The following is a 15,161-nucleotide window of genomic DNA, read 5'->3' on the forward strand; positions in this document are numbered from 1 at the left end:
CTTTATTGCCCAACAGCCTGGACACCGCGTCCAGAGGCTGCTCTCGACCCATGCCTGCTGGCTGTACGCCAACAGTGACCGGGCCCGGGAAGAAAACGCTCCAAAATGCCCCAATAATGGCCCAAGCGCCAAATGTGCGGCTCGCAACCCATTGATAGGTAAAGCAATTGATCTCCACAGCTAACATCACGATGCAGTTCGGCGCCAAGCCGCTCTTCGAAAACGTTTCGGTCAAATTCGGTGCGGGCAACCGCTACGGCCTGATCGGCGCCAACGGTTGCGGCAAGTCGACCTTTATGAAAATCCTCGGCGGCGACCTCGATCCGTCCGGCGGTCAGGTCATGCTCGAGCCGAACGTGCGTCTGGGTAAATTGCGCCAGGACCAGTTCGCCTACGAAGAATTCACCGTGATCGATACCGTGATCATGGGTCACGAAGAGCTGTGGAAGGTCAAGGCCGAGCGCGATCGCATCTACTCGCTGGCGGAGATGAGCGAAGAAGACGGCATGGCCGTGGCCGAGCTGGAAACCGAGTTCGCCGAGATGGACGGCTACACCGCCGAATCCCGCGCCGGTGAACTGCTGCTGGGTCTGGGTATTCCGCTGGAACAGCACTTCGGCCCGATGAGCGAAGTCTCGCCAGGCTGGAAACTGCGCGTATTGCTGGCGCAGGCGCTGTTCTCCGATCCGGAAGTGCTGTTGCTCGACGAACCGACCAACCACCTGGACATCAACACCATTCGCTGGCTGGAAAACGTTCTGACCCAGCGTAACAGCCTGATGATCATCATCTCTCACGACCGTCACTTCCTGAACAGCGTGTGCACGCACATGGCTGACCTGGATTACGGCGAGCTGCGCCTGTTCCCGGGCAACTACGACGAGTACATGACCGTGGCGACCCAGTCCCGCGAGCAACTGCTGTCGGACAATGCCAAGAAGAAAGCGCAGATTTCCGAGCTGCAATCGTTCGTCAGCCGCTTCTCGGCCAACGCCTCGAAAGCCAAACAGGCCACTTCCCGCGCCAAGGCGATCGACAAGATCCAGCTGGCCGAGGTCAAGCCGTCCAGCCGCGTGAGCCCGTTCATCCGCTTCGAGCAGAACAAAAAGCTGCACCGCCAGGCGGTCATGGTCGAAAAGATGGCCAAAGGTTTCGACGGCAAGCCACTGTTCAAGGACTTCAGCTTCCAGGTTGAAGCCGGCGAGCGCGTAGCGATCATCGGCCCGAACGGTATCGGCAAAACCACCCTGCTGCGTACCCTGGTCAACGAACTGACCCCGGATGCCGGTAGCGTCAAGTGGACCGACGCCGCGGAACTGGGCTACTACGCTCAGGACCATGCGCACGACTTCGAAGACGACGTGACGCTGTTCGACTGGATGGGTCAGTGGACTCAGGGCGAGCAGATGATTCGCGGCACTCTGGGCCGCATGCTGTTCTCCAACGACGAGATCCTCAAGTCGGTCAAAGTGATTTCCGGTGGTGAGCAAGGTCGCATGCTGTTCGGCAAGCTGATCCTGCAAAAGCCGAACGTGCTGATCATGGACGAACCGACCAACCACTTGGACATGGAATCGATCGAGGCGCTGAACCTGGCGCTGGAAAACTACCCGGGCACGCTGATCTTTGTCAGCCACGACCGTGAGTTCGTATCGTCCCTGGCGACGCGCATCATCGAGCTGAGCGCCAACGGCGTGACTGACTTCAGCGGCACTTACGATGACTACCTGCGTAGTCAGGGTGTGGTGTTCTAAATCGCTGCAGGTTTGAAGAATAGCCCTGTCCTTGTGACAGGGCTTTTTGCATTTCAGGGGCGAAACTATGTTGGTGCGACTGCCTTCGCGAGCAAGCCCGCTCCCACATTTTGGAATGCAGTCCCCTGTGGGAGCGAGCCTGCTCGCGAAGAGGCCCTCGAAAACACCACCGCCTCCAGGAAAAATAGTTAGCCTGCTTCCTTTTATTCCAGCGCCCAGCCATGATGCCCACTCTCCCACCGCCGCCCGCGAACGAGTCCACATGTCTGCGCAGCAACCGCCTCCGCAAAGCTCCCTGGCGATCACCCTGCAGATCGTCTCCATCGTGTTCTACACCTTTGTCGCCTTCCTATGTATCGGCCTGCCGATCGCGGTGCTGCCCGGTTATGTGCATGAGCAGCTGGGTTTCAGCGCCATTATTGCGGGGCTGGTCATCGGCTCGCAGTATCTGGCCACCCTGCTCAGTCGGCCGATGGCCGGACGCATGTCGGATACGCTGGGTACCAAACGGGCGATTGTTTTTGGCTTGTCGGGGATTGTGCTCAGCGGGCTGCTGACGCTGATCTCAACGCTGTTGCAGGACTTCCCGATGCCGAGCCTGATCATTCTGATCGTCGGGCGCCTGCTGCTCGGCGTGGCACAGGGCTTGATCGGGGTCGGTACCATCAGTTGGTGCATGGGCCAGGTCGGCGTCGAACACACGGCGAGGTCGATCGGCTGGAACGGCATTGCCTCCTATGGCGCAATAGCGATTGGCGCGCCACTGGGCGTGGTGATGGTCGCTGACTACGGTTTCGCCAGCCTGGGCATCGCCTTGTCGGTATTGGCCGCGGGTGCCTTGGTGTTGATCCGCAATAAACCCTCGGTGCCGGTGGTACGCGGCGAACGGCTGCCTTTTTGGGCGGTGTTCGGGCGCATTGCACCGTATGGGGCCAGTTTGACTCTGGCGTCGATCGGTTACGGCACGCTGACCACCTTCATCACCCTTTATTACCTCAACCGTGGCTGGAGCGGCGCGGCGTATTGCCTGACGGTGTTCGGCGTATGTTTCATCCTGTCGCGGCTTCTGTTCATTTCGGCGATCAGCCGTTTTGGCGGTTTCAATTCGGCGATCGCCTGCATGAGCATCGAGACCGTCGGCCTGGTGTTGTTGTGGCTGGCGCCCTCTACCGCGTTCGCTTTGATCGGCGCGGGACTGGCGGGATTTGGCTTGTCGCTGGTGTATCCGGCGCTGGGGGTCGAGGCGATCAAGCAGGTGCCCAGTTCCAGCCGTGGCTCGGGGTTGGGGGCTTACGCGGTGTTCTTTGATCTGGCGCTGGCGATTGCCGGGCCATTGATGGGCGCGGTGGCGTTGAATCTGGGGTATGCGTGGATTTTCTTCAGTGCGGCGCTGTTGTCAGTGATCGGGCTGGGGTTGACCTTGGTACTCAAGCGCCACTCGACATCCTGAAATTTCGTACCAATCACTGTGGGAGCGGGCTTGCTCGCGAAGGCGGTGGGTCAGTCAAAATATAGAGTGACTGATCTATCGCATTCGCGAGCAAGCCCGCTCCCACAGGGGGATTGAGTCGTTTATTGATCCGCGGTCTGCATCCCCGCCCGGCTCGGCTTGCCCAGCGTGCGCGAGAAGAACTGCCCGGCCTCGGAGATCAGGTTGCGGTGAATGTTTTCGCGATCCACGCCGTCGGCGTCGGTGCACAGGGCCGGCATGGCGCGGATCTGCTCTTCGTTGCACGGCGCCATGAATACGAAGTGCCCTGCCCCGGCCAATAACTTGAAGTCCGGCGCGGTCGGCAGTTTGCGCGCCAGAGCCGCGGCGTTTTTGTCGAAGGCCACCAGTTTGTCGCCATCGCCGCTGTACAGCAGCACCGGCACATGCACGTCCGCCAGGGTGCTACGGCCGAATTTCAGGCTCAGCGGCGCCATCAGCAGCAAGGCATGCACGCGCGAATCGGCCACTGGCTGCAAATCGTCGCGGTCGACGATCAGTTCACCCTGGGTGTTGCAGGCATCATGGTCGTCAGGGCGTTCCTGGCAGTAGCGGCGCAGACGATCCAGATCCGGCTGCGCGCCGGAGAGAATCAACGCGGTTTCGCCACCGGCCGAATAACCAATGACCCCGACCTGATCAGCGTTGACGAATGGCGAGAGCATCGGGTCGCCGAGGGTCGCGGTGATCGCTTCGGAAATCTGGATCGGCCGCCCATACAGATTGCTCAGGGTGCCGAGGCGGCTGTGGTCTTTGGAGTTGTCGCCGGGATGAATCACCGCGACCACCACAAAGCCCTTGCGTGCCAGCGAGGTGGCGAGGTCATGCAGCGCCAGCGGCGTTCCGGTGTTGCCGTGAGACAGCATCAGCATCGGAAAACGACCGATGGCCACCTTGGTGTCAGCGCCGGCCTCGACGGTGTAACCCTCAAGCAGGCTGCTATGTTCGCGGTCGCTGGAAGGATAGAAGGCGATGGCGCGCATCGGTTGCAGATCCAGCGGATCGAGGAATGTCATTTCGTGGTAACCGACACTCCAGACAGGGTGTCGCCCGGGCGCGGCATGCACTGAACCGAGGCTGCCGAGCAGGCAAATCAGTAACGTTGCACAAAGACGCATCATGGGATGGCCCACCCTGTGTTACTCAATCGAAAGATCCTTTGTGTTCCGACACGCCCCAAACCCCGAGGTTCGGAGATCCGGCGCAGCGGTGCACTCAGACGTTGATCGTTTGACTGCATAACCCGGGCCAGATTATGCAACAGTCAGAAACAAAAAACTCCGCATCTGGCCCTTGCAGAACCAGAATACAGAGTTTTTTGAGGCGCTACCTGAACGGCAGCTGGTCTTTACGCAATGCTTACGCGGCGGCAAACAATTGCTCGCTGATCTTCGCCTGAGCAGCGCTCATCGCGTTGTTGCGCACTTCATCACCGTAGGCCAGACCTTCGGCACGGACGATTTCGATGTCGGTGATGCCGAGGAAGCCCAGTACCAGCTTCAGATATTCCTCGTGAGCGATGCCGCTCGCCTGACCGGCATGGATGCCGCCGGAGGTAGAGACGATCACCACTTTCTTGCCACCGCAAAGGCCTTCAGGGCCGGCTTCGGTGTAACGGAAAGTCTGGCCGGCAACGGCGACGCGGTCGATCCAGGCCTTGAGCTGGGTCGGCACGGTGAAGTTGTACATCGGCGCGGCAATGACGATGGCGTCGGCAGCGATGAATTCAGCCAGGGTCGAGGCGCTCAGTTCGGCTTCGTGCTGTTGTGCGGCGTCGCGCAGTTCAGCGGTGGTACCGGCAGCCACCAGGGTGGTCGACGAGAAGTGACTGATGGCGTCGGCGGCCAGGTCACGGTAGGTGACCACGGCAGTTGGCTCGGCGGCTTGCCAGGCTTTGACGACTTGGCTGCTCAACTGACGGGAAGCGGAGTTGTCGCCCAGAATGCTCGAATCGATGTGCAGCAGTTTCATGTGGAATCTCCTGTAAAGAATCGCCGGCGGCGACGGAATGGAGACAATCCTACGGAAGAAACCAATAGCTGATTAGCCGCCGACAATGCGATAGTTCGTCCCACTGATAGAACGGTGGACTTTTCATGCAGGATCTCAATGATCTCTACTATTTCGCCAAGGTGGTCGAGGCCGGTGGCTTCGCCGCAGCCGGGCGTTTGCTGGGCATTCCCAAGTCCCGCCTGTCACGACGCATCGCCGAACTCGAAGAGCGCCTCGGCGCCCGTCTGCTGCAACGCACCACGCGCCAGTTGAACCTGACCGCGGTTGGCGAGCGCTACTTGCGTCACTGTCAGGCGATGTTGCTGGAAGCGGAGATGGCCGACGAAGCGGTCGCCAGCATGTCCAGCGAGCCACGTGGCCGCCTGCGCGTATCCTGTCCTACCGGTCTGGCGCGGGAAATGTTGCCGTGGGTGATCAGCGAATTCCTCGGCAAATTCCCTCAGGTGCAACTGGAGGTCGTGCTGCTCAATCGCCGGGTGGATCTGGTCGCCGAGGGCTTCGACGTGGCCCTGCGTGTACGCGAGTTGGGCGATGAAGATCCCTTGCTGGTCACCCGGCGTCTGCGCCAGGCACAAATGGTCGTGGTGGCCAGCCCGGCTTTTGTCGAGGGCAAAACCATCACTCATCCGCAGGACTTGAAGAACCTGCCTGTGCTTGGCGCGCTGGAGGCTGATCGCATGGTGCATGTGCGCTTGCTGGATGAGCAAGGCAACAGCGTCGAACTGAACATGGAGGCGCGGTTGGGCATCGATGACTTCATCGTGCGCAAGGCCTGTGTGCTCGCCGGCCAGGGTTTTACCCTGCTGCCGATGATGTATTGCGAAGCCGACCTTGAGAGCGGCGCGCTGGTGCAACTGTTGCCCGAGTGGTCGTTGCCCGGCGGCTGGTTGCAGGCGGTGTATCCGCATCGACGCGGGGTGATGCCGGCGGTGCGGGCATGGATCGATCATCTGGTCGAATCGTTCAATGCGTGCGGGGAGCGGTTGTTATGAAACAGGGAAAGATGAACGAAGCGGATGTCGCCGCCTTCTGCCTGGCCTTGCCGGGCGCGCGGGAGGATTACAAATGGGGCGGCGTGCGGGTGTTCTCGATTGCCGGCAACAAGATGTTTGCCCTGCAAGGGCTGCGCGGGGATTCATTGGCGTTCAAGGTCGACAAGGATCTGTTTCTCGGCCATTGCGACCGCCCGGGTATTCACCCGGCACCTTATCTGGCGCGGGCGCAGTGGATCATCATGCACCCGCCCTACCCGCTGGGTGCGGAGGAATTACGCGGGTTGCTGACACGGTCGCATCAGTTGGTGGTGAGCAAGTTGCCGAAGAAAACCCAAATCGGATTACTGCTATAGCTTTTTGATTTTGATTTTGGTGGGAGCGGGCTTGCTCGCGAAAGCGGTGTGTCAGACAACATATTCGTCCATTGGCACACCGCTTTCGTCGGAACGCCGCCCGGAGCAAGCCCGCTCCCACATGGGTCATGTGTGAAGCTTAAATATGTGAAAGCAGGTTCGAACCGAGAAACAACTGATCGATCCAGAACACCTGATGCAGCGCCACAATCACCCAGAACAGAATCTGAAACGACACCTTGCGCGTCTTGTGCCGGAATACCTGTTGGGCGATCAGCGCGCCGGGCCAGCCGCCAGCCAGTTCCAGCGCGTGCAGGATGTTCTCCGGTGTGCGCCACGCATCGGCGCGGGCCTTGCGCTTGTCTGCCCAGTACATGAAAAACGCCAGCACGCTGACCACGCCATAAGCGGTCAACGGCACCAGCGAGATGCCGCGCAGCCACATCGACAGCGAGCCGAACAGCGGCAACGCGCACACGATCAGCAGCACCGCCAGTTTCAGTTTCAGATGCTGAATGCCGCCACCGGACGGTCGTCCATCCGGGCGGCGCGCGCGGGAATCACTCATGGTTTCGCCGCCGACCAATCCACCCAGCCGAACTGCCAGGTCGCCAGAATCACCAGACCGAAAACAATCCGGTACCAGGCGAATGCCGCGTAGCTGTGGCTGGCGATGAACTTGAGCAGACCGCGCACGGCGATCATGGCGAAGATGAACGCGGTGATGAAACCGATGGCGAACACCGGGAAGTCCGCCGGCACAAACAGATGGCGATACTTGTAACCGGAGTACACCGCCGCACCGACCATGGTTGGCATCGCCAGGAAGAACGAGAACTCGGTCGCAGTCTTGCGCGACAGGCCAAACAGCAGGCCGCCGATGATCGTCGAGCCCGAACGCGAGGTACCGGGGATCATCGCCAGACACTGCGCGAAACCGACTTTCAGCGCGTCCTTCCAGGTGATCTCGTCCACGGTTTCGGCGTGCACCTCATGCTGGCGGCGTTCGGCCCACAACATGATCACACCGCCCACCACCAGCGCGGTCGCGACGGTGATCGGATTGAACAGGTATTGGTGAATCAGGTCGGCAAAAATCACCCCCAGCACCACCGCCGGCAGAAACGCGATCAGCAGGTTGGCGGTAAAACGCCGCGCACTCGGCTGGGTCGGCAAGCCGATCACCACGTCGAGAATCTTGCGACGAAACTCCCAGACCACCGCGAGGATCGCGCCGAGCTGAATAATGATGTTGAACGCCATGGCCCGTTCGCCGCCGAAGTCGAGCAAGTCGGCAACAATGATCTGGTGTCCGGTACTGGAAATGGGCAAAAACTCCGTCAGCCCCTCTACAACTCCAAGAATCAGTGCCTGCAAGGCGGTCCAAAGATCCATCAGTCCCCCAAAGAGCGATGCACAACGGCATGCCCCGATAGTATTTTTTTACGTTCACTGCGATCAGCGTAGCTGTTTGTAGCTGTACCGATTCCGCGCACACAGCATCCACACGAAACGGTCAAAATTCCGTGAAATATCAATTTGGATTCAGGTTTTCACGCGCGGGGCCGAAATCCTAACAGACAAGCCTTAATAGTGCTGCGGCGTTATTCGACTTGGGTCGCGTATGCCTGACCACCCAAACGTGGTTGGATGCTGGCGTTGATTTATTACAAGAAAAAGAAATCGGAGTGACAGCGTTATGAACAGCTTGCGCAGTGTGTCGATCAGCCGACGCTTGTGGCTCATTTTGATTGTGGCGGTGGTCATGTTGTTGACCTTGGGCGTGTTGATGCTCAAGCAGATCCACGATGACCTGTACCACGCCAAGGCGCAGAAAACCCAGCATGTAGTGCAGACCGCCAGCGGCCTGCTGACCTATTACCACGACCTGGAAACCGCCGGCACCCTGACCCGCGACGCCGCGCAGAAACAGGCGTTGACCGCGATTCGTGGCCTGCGCTACGACCAGAGCGATTACTTTTGGATCAACGACCTCACCCCCGTGATGGTCATGCACCCGACCAACCCCAAACTCGAAGGCCAGAACCTCTCGGCGATCCGCGACCCAGACGGTTTCGCGGTGTTCAACGAGATGGTCGCGATCGCCAAAAGCAAAGGCGCGGGCATGGTCGATTACCGCTGGCCCAAGCCCGGTGCCAGCGAACCGGTGGCGAAAACCTCCTATGTAAAATTGTTCGAGCCGTGGGGCTGGGTGCTCGGTTCGGGCGTTTACGTCGATGATGTGCAGAGCGAGTTCCGGGGGCAGTTGATCAAGGCTTCGGTGATTGGTTTGGTGATCGCCGTGATCATGGCCCTGCTGGTGATTTTGATTGCCCGCAGCATCGTCCGTCCGTTACAGGAAACCGTGAACGCCATGGCCAACATCGCCAGCGGCGAGAGCGACCTGACCCGTAGCCTCGACACCCACGGTCAGGACGAAGTCACGCAACTGGCGCATCACTTCAACGCCTTCACCGCCAAGTTGCGCCGGGTCATCGGTGACCTGCAGGTTTCGGCCAGTGCGCTGGGGCAGTCGTCCAGTGAACTGGGCAACGATGCGACTCAGGCCCAGCAGCGCAGCCAACAGCAATCGCAGCAGATGGAACTGGTCGCAACCGCAATCAACGAAGTGACCTACGGCGTGCAGGATGTGGCGAAGAACGCCGAACATGCTGCCGCTGAAATGCGCGATGCCGAAGCTCAGGCGCAGCAGGGCCAGATCAACATCGACGGCAGTCTGCAACAGATCGACAAGTTGTCCGGAACCATTGATCAAGCGGTCGAAGTGATTCGCACCCTGGCGGCCGAAAGCACGCAGATCGGCAGTGTGCTGGAGGTGATCCGTTCGATTGCCGAGCAGACCAACCTGCTGGCGCTCAACGCGGCCATCGAAGCGGCCCGCGCCGGGGAACAGGGCCGGGGCTTTGCGGTGGTGGCTGATGAAGTACGGTTGCTGGCGCAGCGCACGCAAAAGTCGACGGCGGAAATCCAGAGCATGATCGAACGCCTGCAGAATCATTCCGAAGCGGCGGTGAAAGTCATTGGCGACAGCAGCAAGGCCTCGCAACTGACCATCGAACAGGCCGGCCTCGCCGGTGCCAGCCTTAACGCGATCGGCCAGGCACTGCGCAACCTCAACGGCCTGAACGCGTCGATTGCCAGCGCCACACTGCAACAGGCGCATGTGGTCGAGGACATCAACCAGAACGTCACGCAGGCCGCCGGTCTGTCGCACAGTACGGCGCTGGCGGCGGAGCAGTCGAGTGCGGCGAGCGTCAAGCTTGGGCAGTTGAGTGAACAGCTGAACCAGTTGCTGCGCCAGTTCCGCGTCTGACCCCTCACCCTTGTGGGAGCGAGCCTGCTCGCGAAGGCTTAATGTCAGTCAACACCTGCGTTGCTGACATGCCGCTTTCGCGAGCAGGCTCGCTCCCACAGGGTTATTCGTCATTCAAGGTTTTTGGGTACAATTGCGCCCCTTCTTGCACTCCCCCAAGGAACCCCCATGTCCGGGCTTGAACTGTTTGCCGCCGCCCTCGGTGTGATCGCCGTCTGGCTGACGGTCAAACAGAATCCGTGGTGCTGGCCGATCGGCCTGGTCATGGTGTTGCTGTACAGCTGGATTTTCTATGACGTGAAGCTGTACTCGGACATGTTGCTGCAAGTGATTTACGCCGCGCTGCAAGTCTACGGCTGGTGGCAATGGACCCGCGCCGGGACGATGCAAGACGGCCGTGAAGTCACGCGTCTGGATCGGCGCTCGATCCTGCTCGGTCTGAGCGTAGGCGCCCTCGGCAGTCTGCTGCTGGGTGCGGCCATGGCGCACTGGACCGACGCGGCGCAGCCGTGGCTCGATGCCGCGCTGACGGCGTTCAGTCTGGTTGCGCAATTGTGGATGGCGCAGAAACGCCTGCAATGCTGGGCGCTGTGGTTCGTGCTGGATGTGATTTTCGTCGGTCTGTTCCTGTACAAGGATCTGTACCTCACCGCCGCGCTGTATGCCCTGTTCACCCTGATTGCTGTGCAAGGCTGGCGCGAATGGCGCGCCGATCCGGCGTTGCAGCGATGAAGGTAGTTGTCCTCACCGGCCCGGAATCCACCGGCAAGAGCTGGCTGGCCGCTGGCCTTCAGGCGCGCTTCGGCGGCCTGCGGGTGGACGAATACGTGCGCTGGTTCATCGAGCAGAATCCACGCGATACCTGCCTCAACGACATCCCCAACATCGCCCGTGGGCAGTTGCAATGGGAAGATCAGGCGCGGGCGCAGCAACCGCAATTGCTGATTCTCGATACCCATTTGCTGAGCAACATCCTCTGGAGCCAGACCCTGTTTGGCGACTGCCCGGCGTGGCTGGAACCCGAGCTGCTGGCCCGGCATTACGACCTGCATCTGCTGTTGTCGCCGGAGCAGATCGACTGGACCGACGACGGCCAACGCTGCCAGCCGCAACTCAGCGAACGCATGGCGTTCTTTCAGGCCACCCGCGACTGGCTGCAACAACAACGGCAACCGCTGCAGATCATTCAGGGCGATTGGGATGAGCGGCGGTCTCAGGCTTTCGAAGCAGTGGCGCGTTTAATGGCTGATTGACTTGGCAAACAGCTCCTTTTCGGAGCCCAAGTGTCCATTCTTGAAACACCCGACCCCGCGCAAAGCAGCCGTTTAAATGGCCTTCATCATTCTGAAAGGGCAACTGTTACGCCAGTGAAACAGTCCCCGGCAAACCCTTGTTCCAGAGCTTTGCACCGCCCCTGCCCCCGCCGCTGTCGACATGACTGTTTCAGCGCTGAAACAGGTTATGTATCAACGTTGCGTGCCTCAGCGCCAACCCGTTGAAAACAATAGACAACTCAAAAGCGGCACAGCTTTCGCTCTCTCCTTCCCAACGCTGACAAGAGCCAGCCCACTGAAGAAGGAATTGCCGCCGTGGGGAATATCAATAAAGGCCTGACCTGCCTTCTGCTGATTGGATCAGCCGCCAGCACATTCATCAGTTTCAACGTTCAGGCCGAAGGCAATGGCGTGATCGTTCTCAACCGCGACGTTCAGCCCATTCCTATCGGGCGCAGCGGTGGCAAAGACCCCTACCCAACCACGGTCAATGCCAACCCTTCGGCTCGCATCAATCAGGCGATGACCAGCACCGAGCTCAATGACGGTGAATTTGCCAGTGTAGCCAGTGGCGCTTCGATTCGCGGCAATATCACCACGCCCACCGCCAACATGCCTGGCATGAACACCCTGACCAATCCCAACGGCCTGCCCGGCATGGGCGGCGGTCACGGCGGTGGCGCGGGCGGCTCGATTTCCAACACCGTCAACCGTGCGATGAGTTCCGGTCTTGCTCCGCTGACCCGCATGGCCGGAGGGCAATGAGATGAATCGTTCTCTTCTTTTACTTGCCCTTTTCGGCTGCGTCCAGGCGCTGGCCGCCCCCGACTCGGTCAATAACGCGAACATTCAGGACACCGGCGTCCAGTACCGCGGCAACTACAACGTCAACCAGGCTGCTGGCGACCAGATGCAACAAACCAATACCAAAGCCATCGCCATTGGTACTTCGGCCAGTGCTACCACCAACGTCCGGCAGCACATCGATACACCGGCCAACCCTTCAACGAACGCCAGCGCCACCATTGGCGGCAACTCTTTCAGTAATGGCAACGGAATCCTGGGCGTGAACCAGGGCGCCGGGGCCAACAACCAGATGGCCAACGTGACGCGCGTCAGCATCAGTGCTGCCCCGCAAAGCGTTGACGACAGCGCCCTGTCGCAACAGAACGTGGCGCTTTTACCGAGCTCAGGAGCAACTGGCACCTCACCCGGCAGTCGCCAGGTCACGACAAGTGATCAGGCCTTCACCGGCAGCCGAGGGGTGATTCAGGTGAACCAGAGTGCCGGGGTGGGGAACCGTATGGCTAACACCCTGAGCATCCGGGTCGCTGACTGACCCAAACAACAAAAGCAGTGCAATTAGAAAGTACCAACACTTAACCAACTAATAAGCACGATGGAGAAACACCATGAAACCTACAATGGCTCTCAAACCACTGGTTTTCGCACTTGCAGCAGTAATGGCAATGGCGGCTCAGGCAGGCGGCAATGATCATGGTAACGGGCACGGCAATGGCCATGGCAACCATGAACCCAAAGGCCCTACCCTGGAACAACTTCTGCAAATCGGAGCCGGCGCCGGGGCTGCCGTACTCGACACGCAGAACAGCGATGGCAACCTGGTGGGCAACCAAGGCACCAAAAACGATGCCAACGTCAATAACTCGGCTAATGGCACCAACGGCAACGTCGGCATGAACAACACCGCCGGCGATGGCAACCAGCAAGACAACGCTGCTGCACTGGCGACTGCCGACGAAAGCTTTATCTTCGGCAGCGCGGTATCTGTCTCCAGCGCCACTCAGGTCAACAACAACAACGCGGTTGCCAACTACTCGACAACCAACAACGCCAACCTCAACAACGTGGGTAACGGCGGTTCCGGCAACATTGGCGTGAACAACAGTGCCGGCAACTTCAACCAACAGAAAAACAACCTGGCTATTGCTGTATCGGGTGGTCGTGTAGCTAACGCTGCTGCTGCTGCGAACCAAAGCTCCACTGGCCTGACTGTGTCCAATAACGGTACTCAAACCTACAAAAAAGATACCCTCACCGGCACCGTGGCCGCCGTCGGCGCGTTCGCTGCCGTTGGCAAGGCTACCATCGAAGGTGATAAAGGCCACGGCGGTGGCGGCTATGGCGATAACGATCGCGGCCATGGCGGTAACGGCGGCAGCAAAGATCAGAAAGCCACCTTCGAAGCTGTCGGTGTCTTCGGCCTGGCTGGCGTCACCACTCAACAAGTGCTGACCCCTGATGGCTGGAAAAACCCTGTGACCAACAACGCGAACATCTCGAACGTTGGTAACAACTTCTCCGGTAACGCTGGTTACAACAACGCCGCCGGTGTTGGCAACCAACAAAGCAACTCGCTGTCCATCGCTGCAGGTTGCAAAGCCTGCATGTAATCGCGATCGAAACGAAAGCCCCGGAAACGGGGCTTTTCCTCAGTCCGCAAAGGCGTATCGATCATGCGTAAGACTGCCTTTATCGCCCTGCTTTGCCTGTCCGGCCTGACCCAGGCTGCCCAGATGCCCGTCGCTGCCCTGCCCGGCGGCGTACTCGTCTACAAGAACGTGCAAAGCATTCGTGAACGCAAGTTTGCCGACATCGTCGAACAAAAAACCGATTTCAGCTGCGGCGCCGCCGCGCTGGCCACGGTACTGCGCCAGGCTTATTGGCTCGACGTCGATGAAGAGCACATCATCAAAGGCATGCTGGTCAACGCTGACCAGGACCTTGTGCGTACTCAAGGTTTTTCCATGCTGGACATGAAACGCTACATAGAAAGCATCGGCATGCGCGCCAGGGGCTACAAGATTCCACCGGATAAACTCGACGACGTAACCATCCCGGTGGTGGTACTGATGGAAATTCGCGGCTACAAGCATTTCGTGGTGCTGCAGCGTTCGGACAAGGATTGGGTTTATATCGGAGATCCCGTCTTAGGCCATAAACGCTACGCCCATGATGACTTTGTCAAAGGTTGGAACGGCATCGTCTTCGCCATCGTCGGCCCCGGTTATGACAAAACCAATGCATTGCGCATGCCGCCGACCCCGCTGACCGCGAAGAACAAGCTGGATAACTTCAACCCTGTCAGAGATGCCGAATTGATGGACTTCGGGTTCATACAGAGCGACTTCTTTTAATCGCCGATTATAAAGAATGGGGCTGGATGTCCCGGGAGCAGCAGATGAAAACCTCATACTGGCTGGCCGCCGCCTGCCTGGCAGCGAGCGCGTCAGGCTATGCCAATGCAGGATTCAAACCCATCGAAGTTCAGGATCAGGAGCTGTCCCAGCTTCGTGGTCGTTACGTCATGCCGGGGCGGATCATCAGCTTCGGCATTGTCATGAGCAGTACCTGGCGCAACGCCAGCGGTGATCTGATCGGCGCTGCGACGTCGATGCAAATCCAGGCCGCCACGATCAAACCGGAATTCTATGTCTCGACCATCAAGGAACAGGGCAACGGCAGCACCCCGACGCCGGGCACTGGCAATGTCATTGGTGGCGCGGCACTCAACAGCAGCCAGGGCGTGACCCAAAGCGTACGCGCCGCCGGCGACGGCAACACCGCCAGCAACAATGTGGCCATCAATGTAAAAGAAGCCAACACCCCTCCTCCGCTGGCCCCCGCACAAGGCCAGGCGCTGATGGCCGGGCAGACCATCGGCGCCAGCAATGCCGCCGGCAGTGTCGCCGTTTCGGCCACCAACAGTGGCGTGCAAATGGCCATTCAGGCCTCGGGCAATCAAGGCACCGCCCTGCAACAAGTGGCCCAGGGTGGCCTGCTGCAGAACACCCGCTTGCTCGGCAGCGCCAACGTGGTCAACAACATGACCCAACTCAATGTTGTGCTTAACAATAACGGCATCAGCCCCGGCGCACTGGATTGCAACCTGACTCAACTCAGGGCACTACGCAATATCGGATATTGA

General features: G+C 59.6%; 16 protein-coding genes. 12 read left to right on the top strand and 4 right to left on the bottom strand.

Going from position 1 to position 15,161, the window contains the following annotated elements; genetic code table 11:
* The first annotated feature begins 167 nt into the window (after positions 1 to 167).
* Positions 168 to 1,754 (top strand): ABC-F family ATPase, encoded by a 1,587-nt coding sequence (locus VLA07_RS18560; RefSeq protein ID WP_027612713.1) that lies wholly within the window; start codon positions 168 to 170, stop codon positions 1,752 to 1,754.
* 262 nt (positions 1,755 to 2,016) lie between these two features.
* Positions 2,017 to 3,204 carry an MFS transporter gene (locus VLA07_RS18565; RefSeq protein WP_333990348.1) on the top strand — a complete coding sequence of 396 codons (1,188 nt, stop codon included), beginning with the start codon at positions 2,017 to 2,019 and terminating at the stop codon, positions 3,202 to 3,204.
* Between the two features lie 122 nt (positions 3,205 to 3,326).
* On the opposite strand, the gene VLA07_RS18570 is transcribed toward VLA07_RS18565, so the two are convergent.
* Both VLA07_RS18570 and VLA07_RS18575 read right to left on the bottom strand, forming a co-directional pair.
* Complete coding sequence (locus VLA07_RS18570; protein WP_115989701.1) at positions 3,327 to 4,364, bottom strand: alpha/beta hydrolase family protein; 1,038 nt, start codon at positions 4,362 to 4,364, stop codon at positions 3,327 to 3,329.
* A 238-nt stretch (positions 4,365 to 4,602) separates the two neighbouring features.
* Positions 4,603 to 5,214, bottom strand: a complete 612-nt coding sequence (locus tag VLA07_RS18575; RefSeq protein ID WP_027612710.1) for an FMN-dependent NADH-azoreductase — start codon at positions 5,212 to 5,214, stop codon at positions 4,603 to 4,605.
* A 125-nt stretch (positions 5,215 to 5,339) separates the two neighbouring features.
* Here VLA07_RS18575 and VLA07_RS18580 point away from each other — a divergent pair, with 125 nt between their 5' ends.
* The gene (locus VLA07_RS18580) at positions 5,340 to 6,248 is read left to right on the top strand and encodes a LysR substrate-binding domain-containing protein (protein ID WP_007964611.1); all 909 of its coding nucleotides are present in this window, start codon (positions 5,340 to 5,342) and stop codon (positions 6,246 to 6,248) included.
* Positions 6,245 to 6,604 (top strand): MmcQ/YjbR family DNA-binding protein, encoded by a 360-nt coding sequence (locus tag VLA07_RS18585; RefSeq protein WP_096796554.1) that lies wholly within the window; start codon positions 6,245 to 6,247, stop codon positions 6,602 to 6,604. The genes VLA07_RS18580 and VLA07_RS18585 overlap by 4 nt, the downstream gene beginning before the upstream one ends.
* 139 nt (positions 6,605 to 6,743) lie before the next feature.
* Here the strand turns inward: VLA07_RS18585 and VLA07_RS18590 are convergent, their stop codons facing one another.
* Together VLA07_RS18590 and VLA07_RS18595 are read right to left on the bottom strand one after the other, a co-directional pair.
* Positions 6,744 to 7,172: a DUF1294 domain-containing protein gene (locus VLA07_RS18590; protein ID WP_027612708.1), complete on the bottom strand. Its 429-nt coding sequence runs from the start codon at positions 7,170 to 7,172 to the stop codon at positions 6,744 to 6,746.
* Entirely contained in the window at positions 7,169 to 7,999 is an 831-nt protein-coding gene (locus VLA07_RS18595) for an undecaprenyl-diphosphate phosphatase (RefSeq protein ID WP_027612707.1), read from the bottom strand. The genes VLA07_RS18590 and VLA07_RS18595 overlap by 4 nt, the downstream gene beginning before the upstream one ends.
* Positions 8,000 to 8,303: 304 nt before the next feature.
* Between VLA07_RS18595 and VLA07_RS18600 the strand changes: the two genes are divergently transcribed.
* From VLA07_RS18600 to VLA07_RS18635, 8 genes are all read left to right on the top strand, one after another.
* Positions 8,304 to 9,938: a methyl-accepting chemotaxis protein gene (locus tag VLA07_RS18600; RefSeq protein WP_247267394.1), complete on the top strand. Its 1,635-nt coding sequence runs from the start codon at positions 8,304 to 8,306 to the stop codon at positions 9,936 to 9,938.
* Between the two features lie 168 nt (positions 9,939 to 10,106).
* Complete coding sequence (pnuC, locus tag VLA07_RS18605) at positions 10,107 to 10,670, top strand: nicotinamide riboside transporter PnuC (RefSeq protein WP_333990355.1); 564 nt, start codon at positions 10,107 to 10,109, stop codon at positions 10,668 to 10,670.
* A complete protein-coding gene (locus VLA07_RS18610) occupies positions 10,667 to 11,191 on the top strand; it encodes an AAA family ATPase (RefSeq protein WP_333990358.1) in 525 nt (174 codons plus the stop codon). Before pnuC ends, VLA07_RS18610 begins: the two co-directional genes overlap by 4 nt.
* A 336-nt stretch (positions 11,192 to 11,527) precedes the next feature.
* Positions 11,528 to 11,977, top strand: coding sequence for a hypothetical protein (locus tag VLA07_RS18615; protein WP_027612703.1), 450 nt, complete (start codon positions 11,528 to 11,530; stop codon positions 11,975 to 11,977).
* 1 nt (position 11,978) lies between these two features.
* Complete coding sequence (locus VLA07_RS18620) at positions 11,979 to 12,551, top strand: hypothetical protein (RefSeq protein ID WP_027612702.1); 573 nt, start codon at positions 11,979 to 11,981, stop codon at positions 12,549 to 12,551.
* A 73-nt stretch (positions 12,552 to 12,624) separates the two neighbouring features.
* Positions 12,625 to 13,626 (top strand): hypothetical protein, encoded by a 1,002-nt coding sequence (locus VLA07_RS18625; protein WP_007964628.1) that lies wholly within the window; start codon positions 12,625 to 12,627, stop codon positions 13,624 to 13,626.
* Between the two features lie 63 nt (positions 13,627 to 13,689).
* Entirely contained in the window at positions 13,690 to 14,370 is a 681-nt protein-coding gene (locus tag VLA07_RS18630) for a C39 family peptidase (protein WP_027612701.1), read from the top strand.
* Between the two features lie 44 nt (positions 14,371 to 14,414).
* Positions 14,415 to 15,161: a hypothetical protein gene (locus VLA07_RS18635; protein WP_027612700.1), complete on the top strand. Its 747-nt coding sequence runs from the start codon at positions 14,415 to 14,417 to the stop codon at positions 15,159 to 15,161.

The organism is Pseudomonas sp. S3(2024) (assembly GCF_036861315.1).
Classification (GTDB): Bacteria; Pseudomonadota; Gammaproteobacteria; order Pseudomonadales; family Pseudomonadaceae; genus Aquipseudomonas; species Aquipseudomonas putida_A.

What these genes read in the sequence shown, in the direction of transcription:
- VLA07_RS18565 (WP_333990348.1), top strand. Translation starts at nt 2,017, where the DNA reads ATGTCTGCGCAGCAACCGCCTCCGCAAAGCTCCCTGGCGATCACCCTG.
- VLA07_RS18570 (WP_115989701.1), bottom strand. Translation starts at nt 4,364, where the DNA reads ATGATGCGTCTTTGTGCAACGTTACTGATTTGCCTGCTCGGCAGCCTC.
- VLA07_RS18575 (WP_027612710.1), bottom strand. Translation starts at nt 5,214, where the DNA reads ATGAAACTGCTGCACATCGATTCGAGCATTCTGGGCGACAACTCCGCT.
- VLA07_RS18580 (WP_007964611.1), top strand. Translation starts at nt 5,340, where the DNA reads ATGCAGGATCTCAATGATCTCTACTATTTCGCCAAGGTGGTCGAGGCC.
- VLA07_RS18585 (WP_096796554.1), top strand. Translation starts at nt 6,245, where the DNA reads ATGAAACAGGGAAAGATGAACGAAGCGGATGTCGCCGCCTTCTGCCTG.
- VLA07_RS18590 (WP_027612708.1), bottom strand. Translation starts at nt 7,172, where the DNA reads ATGAGTGATTCCCGCGCGCGCCGCCCGGATGGACGACCGTCCGGTGGC.
- VLA07_RS18595 (WP_027612707.1), bottom strand. Translation starts at nt 7,999, where the DNA reads ATGGATCTTTGGACCGCCTTGCAGGCACTGATTCTTGGAGTTGTAGAG.
- VLA07_RS18600 (WP_247267394.1), top strand. Translation starts at nt 8,304, where the DNA reads ATGAACAGCTTGCGCAGTGTGTCGATCAGCCGACGCTTGTGGCTCATT.
- pnuC (WP_333990355.1), top strand. Translation starts at nt 10,107, where the DNA reads ATGTCCGGGCTTGAACTGTTTGCCGCCGCCCTCGGTGTGATCGCCGTC.
- VLA07_RS18610 (WP_333990358.1), top strand. Translation starts at nt 10,667, where the DNA reads ATGAAGGTAGTTGTCCTCACCGGCCCGGAATCCACCGGCAAGAGCTGG.
- VLA07_RS18620 (WP_027612702.1), top strand. Translation starts at nt 11,979, where the DNA reads ATGAATCGTTCTCTTCTTTTACTTGCCCTTTTCGGCTGCGTCCAGGCG.
- VLA07_RS18625 (WP_007964628.1), top strand. Translation starts at nt 12,625, where the DNA reads ATGAAACCTACAATGGCTCTCAAACCACTGGTTTTCGCACTTGCAGCA.
- VLA07_RS18630 (WP_027612701.1), top strand. Translation starts at nt 13,690, where the DNA reads ATGCGTAAGACTGCCTTTATCGCCCTGCTTTGCCTGTCCGGCCTGACC.
- VLA07_RS18635 (WP_027612700.1), top strand. Translation starts at nt 14,415, where the DNA reads ATGAAAACCTCATACTGGCTGGCCGCCGCCTGCCTGGCAGCGAGCGCG.